Source organism: Moorena sp. SIO3H5 (assembly GCF_010692395.1).
Lineage (GTDB): Bacteria > Cyanobacteriota > Cyanobacteriia > Cyanobacteriales > Coleofasciculaceae > Moorena.
Genome location: NZ_JAAHHS010000462.1, coordinates 1 through 5641, shown reverse-complemented (window position 1 = coordinate 5641; position 5641 = coordinate 1). Strand labels below are relative to the sequence as shown.

The 5641-nt window shown below is 43.7% G+C and carries 5 protein-coding genes; all 5 read left to right on the top strand.

Features of this window, described 5'->3' with window-relative positions; all coding sequences use genetic code 11:
• The first annotated feature begins 451 nt into the window (after positions 1-451).
• On the top strand, positions 452-1387 hold the full coding sequence (gene recO, locus F6K52_RS31280) for a DNA repair protein RecO (RefSeq protein ID WP_293088111.1): 936 nt from the start codon (positions 452-454) through the stop codon (positions 1385-1387).
• A 41-nt stretch (positions 1388-1428) separates the two neighbouring features.
• Positions 1429-2871 carry an MFS transporter gene (locus tag F6K52_RS31275; protein WP_293088109.1) on the top strand — a complete coding sequence of 481 codons (1443 nt, stop codon included), beginning with the start codon at positions 1429-1431 and terminating at the stop codon, positions 2869-2871.
• An 18-nt stretch (positions 2872-2889) separates the two neighbouring features.
• On the top strand, positions 2890-4047 hold the full coding sequence (locus F6K52_RS31270) for a glycosyltransferase family 4 protein (RefSeq protein WP_293088107.1): 1158 nt from the start codon (positions 2890-2892) through the stop codon (positions 4045-4047).
• Positions 4048-4325: 278 nt separating this feature from the next.
• Complete coding sequence (locus tag F6K52_RS31265; RefSeq protein WP_293088105.1) at positions 4326-4571, top strand: helix-turn-helix transcriptional regulator; 246 nt, start codon at positions 4326-4328, stop codon at positions 4569-4571.
• 146 nt (positions 4572-4717) lie between these two features.
• Positions 4718-5641, top strand: a 924-nt coding sequence (locus F6K52_RS31260; RefSeq protein WP_293088103.1) for a transposase, incomplete at its 3' end; no start/stop codon positions are given.

The following is a 5641-nucleotide window of genomic DNA, read 5'->3' as shown; positions in this document are numbered from 1 at the left end:
CCCTTTGTGCAGTTCCGACGCCGGAAAATCCCAGCCCGTCTGCTCAGTGCATTTGTACCATACTCGAGACCTCTGATTCAATCCTTCAGCTTTTTCTAACTCGATTTAAAATGGGCGAACCGGGAGTTAAGAATTAAGAATTAAAAATTAAAAATAGGAAATTGAAACTTAAAAAGTCAGCATATGCGCACTTATCACAGGCTAGAAGCCTGTGCCACGCACGCTAGGGGAACAGCCCCAGGCCAACGGCTGAATACTGATAGCTGATAGCTGACATAAAAAACAACAAATTAACAAGTAAATATTGCTCTATTATTTGTTAGCCTAATGACGGGCAAAAAAGTGTTGTCCTTTTCCCTATTATCTCTTCCGTGTTTCTTATTCCCTGTTCCCTGTTCCCTGTTCCCTAAAACCCAAAAATGTGTACCTCACAACATTAAAAACCGCTATAATGAGTCAAACCTACAAAGCCACTGGAATTAATCTGAAAAGCATACCGCTGGGGGAAGCGGACAGGTTGCTGACAATTTTAACTAGGGAGTTTGGTCTGATTCGGGTAGTGGCACCAGGGGCCAGGAAGCAGAAATCGAAATTAGGTGGTAGGAGTGGCTTGTTTGTGGTCAATCAACTACTGCTGGCAAAAGGGCGATCGCTAGATAAAATTATCCAAGCAGAAAGTACAGAATCCTACCCAGGATTGAGTCAAGATATCAGTAAACTGGCAGCTAGCCAGTATCTGGCAGAATTAGTTCTGTGTCATGCTTTGAGTGAGCAACCTCAGGAAGAACTCTACGAACTACTTAATGAACATCTACGACGTCTGGAGCAGTTACCTAAAATTACGGCTAATCCCTCAGGGTTGTCTTTAGTGTTAGCTCATTTGTCCCATGGTGTCTTTCACCTGCTTGCCCTGGCCGGAATTGCACCTCAAGTACAATTGTGTTGTATCACACAACACAGTTTAAGGCCAGATTTAACTAATCCGAATTGGCGGGTGGGTTTTAGTGTAGAAGCAGGTGGAACTATTAGTTTAGTCAGTGATCAGTCCAATCGGAACCATTTACCTAATCAAACTATTCCGAATCAAGCACAGAGCTTGAGTGAAACCATTGACAACCCTGATACTGATGTGATCCTACCGCCTCCTCCACGAGTAAATCATAAGCTGAATGCTCTGGAGTTAACCCTGCTTCAACAACTGGCAGCTGCTGAATTACCTCAGCTGAGTACACTATTAAAAGACCAATTGGCAGGGTCGAAAGCGGCTGAGTCTGTAGATTCACTCTGGGTGAAGTTGGAGCGAATTTTACGAGATTACGCTCAGTATCACTTTGGTCGCTCAATTCGTTCAGCGGCTTTAGTAGATTCGTTGTCGTCTGTTAATTAATACTAATAAAGGCTAAAAAAGCCTAACCCAGAAAAGCCAGAATGCAATCATCGGAGACTGGAAAAAACCAAAAACACTCCCCAGACCCCACGTCTGATTTCACCAAGTCTGATTTGGTGGCAAACCCCTCATCGAGCAGTAATGAGCTAACTGATCAGGAACTGGATTCATCACCGGATAAAGGATTTATAGCAGTTCTAAAAAATTCCAACTTCTTAGCCCTATGGAGTGGTCAAGTCTTCTCTCAGCTAGCAGACAAGGTTTATCTGGTGTTAATGATTGCCTTGATAACCAGTCGCTTTCAAGGGGCTGATCAAACTATCAGTGGCTGGGTATCAGCGGTCATGATTGCCTTTACTATCCCAGCCGTTCTGTTTGGTTCCTTGGCTGGGGTCTATGTGGATCGGTGGTCAAAAAAAGATGTGCTGGTACTAACCAATCTGTTGCGAGGGGCACTGGTGTTGTTAGTGCCTGGGTTGTTGTCTTTAACTGAAGGCTCGACATCACTCTCCAATCTGCCACTAGGCTTTTACGTCTTATTAGTGATTACGTTTCTAGTCTCTACCCTGACCCAATTTTTTGCCCCAGCAGAACAAGCGGTAATTCCCTTGATTGTGAAATCGCAGCACCTACTGTCGGCCAACTCCCTATATACTACAACCATGATGGCTTCCTTAATCATTGGTTTTGCTGTGGGTGAACCGTTGTTAGCCTTAGCGGATAGGTTGGGAGCTCAGCTACATGTCGGGGTGTACTTGGGGAAAGAAGCTTTGGTAGGAGGGTCTTATGCGATCGCAGGATTAGTATTGTTGTTACTGAGAACAGGTGAAAACCGCGAAAAGTCTAAGGCTGAGCAACCTCATGTGTGGGCAGACATTGCCGATGGTCTGCGTTACGTAAAACACCATCGAAGTGTCCGCAATGCTATGATTCAACAAGTTATTTTGTTTTCCGTTTTTGCTGCTTTAGCGGTTCTGGCGGTAAGACTCGCGGAAAACCTCCCTGGGATCACCGCTGCCCAGTTTGGCTTCTTGTTAGCAGCAGGTGGAATTGGGATGGGGATTAGTGCAGCAATACTAGGAAACTGGTTTGATGACACCTCCCATGTCAATTTAAGTCTATCTGGTTCTTTGGGTATGGGAGTAGCCTTAGTAGGGTTGTCCCTATTCACTAACAATCTCTGGCTGGCTTTACTCATGACGATGGTATTGGGTGGGTTTGGGGCTTTGGTAGGTATCCCGATGCAGACTACCATCCAGGCAGAAACACCAGAAGAGATGCGGGGCAAAGTTTTCGGACTGCAAAACAACGCTATTAATATCGCCTTGAGTTTACCTTTAGCCTTAGCGGGGATCGCAGAAACTTGGTTGGGTTTACAACTTGTATTTCTTGGTTTAGCAGCACTTGTGTTCTTAGGTGGGTTCTTAAACTGGTATATTTCCGGTAATAGATTAAATAATTTAAATAAACCTCATAATATATAGACTTAACTACCAACCGGAATGCATATCGCCTGGCTCGGAAAAAAATCCCCTTTTTGTGGTAACGTCACCTACACTCGAGAAGTGACCAATGCTCTGCTCGACCGGAGCTACCAGGTCAGTTTCCTCCACTTTGCCCAAGAAGAAGAGGACCGAACTTGGTGGGGTTGTCAGGAGGTACCACTGCCTTGCTTGTACAAGTCTCAGATGTACACCATTCCAACCCTAACCGCCAGTAAGGTTTTGAAGCGATCGCTACAGGAGCTCAAACCTGATCTGGTCCATGCTTCCTTAACGTTATCTCCTTTAGACTTCCTGTTACCGGAAATCTGTACCGAACTCAATATACCCCTAGTGGCGACCTTCCATCCGCCCTTTGATGGTAAACGACGCAATTTGCAATCGGGAACCCAATTGCTGACCTATCAAGTTTATGCGCCGTTTCTCGCCCACTACGACCGAGTGATTATCTTTTCTCAACTCCAACGGGATGTCCTAAGCCGGGTTGGGGTTCCTGATCACAAGCTAGCAGTGATTCCCAATGGCGTGGATGTGCAGAAATATTCTCCAGGATACTCCCAGTTTACCTCTGAGTTGGCATCCGAGTTCAAAGCGGAACGCCTGTTTGTTTATCAAGGTCGGATTGCTACGGAAAAAAATGTGGAAGCGCTGCTGCGAGCCTGGAAACAATGTAACCTGGGTGAATCCAGTAAGCTAGTTATTGCTGGTGATGGACCGTTATTAGCCTCATTAAAACCATTTTATGGGGAAGAACACAATATCATTTGGCTAGGATTTGTGGCTTCCGAGCAAGAACGGATTGAGATTTTGCGGGCAGCGGATGTGTTTATTTTACCTTCTCTATTGGAAGGGCTATCTTTATCATTACTGGAAGCCATGGCTTGTGGTGTGGCTTGTGTAGCTACAGATGCTGGAGCTGATGGGGAAGTGTTAGAGGATGGTGCTGGGGTAATTCTCAATACCCATGGGGTGACATCCCAACTCAAAACCCTATTACCCCTATTGCGTGACCACAGAGACTGGACTACTTTGCTTGGTCAGAAAGCTAGGGCAAGGGTTCTAGAGCGCTATACCTTAAGTGGAAATATTACTCAGCTCGAAAGGCTTTATGAAGAGGTTGTACAAATTAGGCTTGTGCAATTGAGTCGTCGTGCTTAGTCTTAGTTTTTTTGTTGATGCTTGACGGTTAAGCTAAATAAAGCTAAATCCTACTCAGGGGAATTATAGTGCAGTTGCGGCCTAATACCTGGCGTTTTAATGTTGGTAGGATTTTGCTTCCCTAGCCCCCTAATTTTCCGCCAATGTTAGGGGTCATGGGGGAAGGGAAAACAAAACTCTCAAAGTCCCTTAAAATTTAAAATTGGGAGATAATGCTGGCATTACCAAAATAAGATCAATAAATTCATACTTCAATTCAGCAACGCCGAATTTGAGGCATGGGAAAAGCAGGCAAAGCCCTCAAACAAGTATTAGAAAGCTACGGCATCAGCCAGAATCGAGTCGCTGTGCTGATGGGAATTGGGCGTTCCAATATTTACCGTTGGGTCAATGAAATCAGAGATCCAGGCGCTGAGATGGTCATTCAACTTCGGGATGCTCTGTATCAGATTAATCCAGCAGCAGCAGAAGATTTTGTTAAGCTTTATTTGGGTCGTCCCAAGCAAAACAACGATTCGTCTTAATTGCGAAGCAATTGCTAGATATATCTATCAATGTGGAGCAATTCACCTGACGTTATACCCATCGGGTTAGCGTGAGGTGAATTGCGGTCAGAAGCTTAGTTCTACTCAAGTGGCATTCCTGGATAGAATTATGTTATAATTTAAAGATGCTGAGACTAACCTACGAGTACAAACTGATTCCTTCCCAAAAACAAATCGCCGTCATTGAAGATATATTGGCGGTTTGCAGAAAAGTGTGGAATTACGCTTTAAGGGAACGAAAAGATTGGTACAAAAGTCGAAAGTGCGCAGTTAATTATTGTTCATTACAGCATGAATATATAATTCCAGTAGATCAGCCATATCCTAACTACAAGATACAAGCTGCTAATTTAACTAAAGCAAAAAAAGCCAATCCTGAACTCAAAAGAATAAATGCTCAGGTCTTACAACAAGTTTTAAAGACTTTAGATCGAGCATTTAAAAACATGAAAGAACAAGGATATGGTTTTCCTAGATTTAAAAATCCATATCGGATGCGATCGTTTGTATTTCCTCAATTTAAAACAAATCCAATAAATAATGAGTGGATTAAACTGCCTAAAATTGGATTAGTTAAACTGAGATTATCACGACCAATTCCAGATGGTTTTAAGATAAAGCAAGTTAGAATAGTTAGACGAGCTAGTGGTTATTTTGCAATGCTGTCTTTACAAAGTGAAGTCAGTGTTCCTGATACTCCACCACGGGGTCATCCCCTTGGGATTGATGTTGGGTTAGATAAGTTTTTAGCAACTTCTGATAATCAACTAATAGAGCGACCTAGATTTTTAAAAAAGCTGCACAGTAAGCTTAAATTGCTACAACGCAGATTGAAGCTAAAGAAAAAAGGTTCCAAAAATAAACATAAACTAAATTGTAAAATAGCAAGACTTCATCAGAAAATATCAGATACCCGAAAAGATTTTCACTGTCTTGATGCAGTCGCTCATGGGGGAAACCACGGCAGTCGCTCATGGGGGGAACCACGGCAGTCGCTCATGGGGGGAACCACGGCAGTCGCTCATGGGGGGAACCACGGCAGTCGCTCA

Coding starts and splice junctions, on each gene's coding strand:
- recO (WP_293088111.1), top strand. CDS start 452: ATGAGTCAAACCTACAAAGCCACTGGAATTAATCTGAAAAGCATACCG.
- F6K52_RS31275 (WP_293088109.1), top strand. CDS start 1,429: ATGCAATCATCGGAGACTGGAAAAAACCAAAAACACTCCCCAGACCCC.
- F6K52_RS31270 (WP_293088107.1), top strand. CDS start 2,890: ATGCATATCGCCTGGCTCGGAAAAAAATCCCCTTTTTGTGGTAACGTC.
- F6K52_RS31265 (WP_293088105.1), top strand. CDS start 4,326: ATGGGAAAAGCAGGCAAAGCCCTCAAACAAGTATTAGAAAGCTACGGC.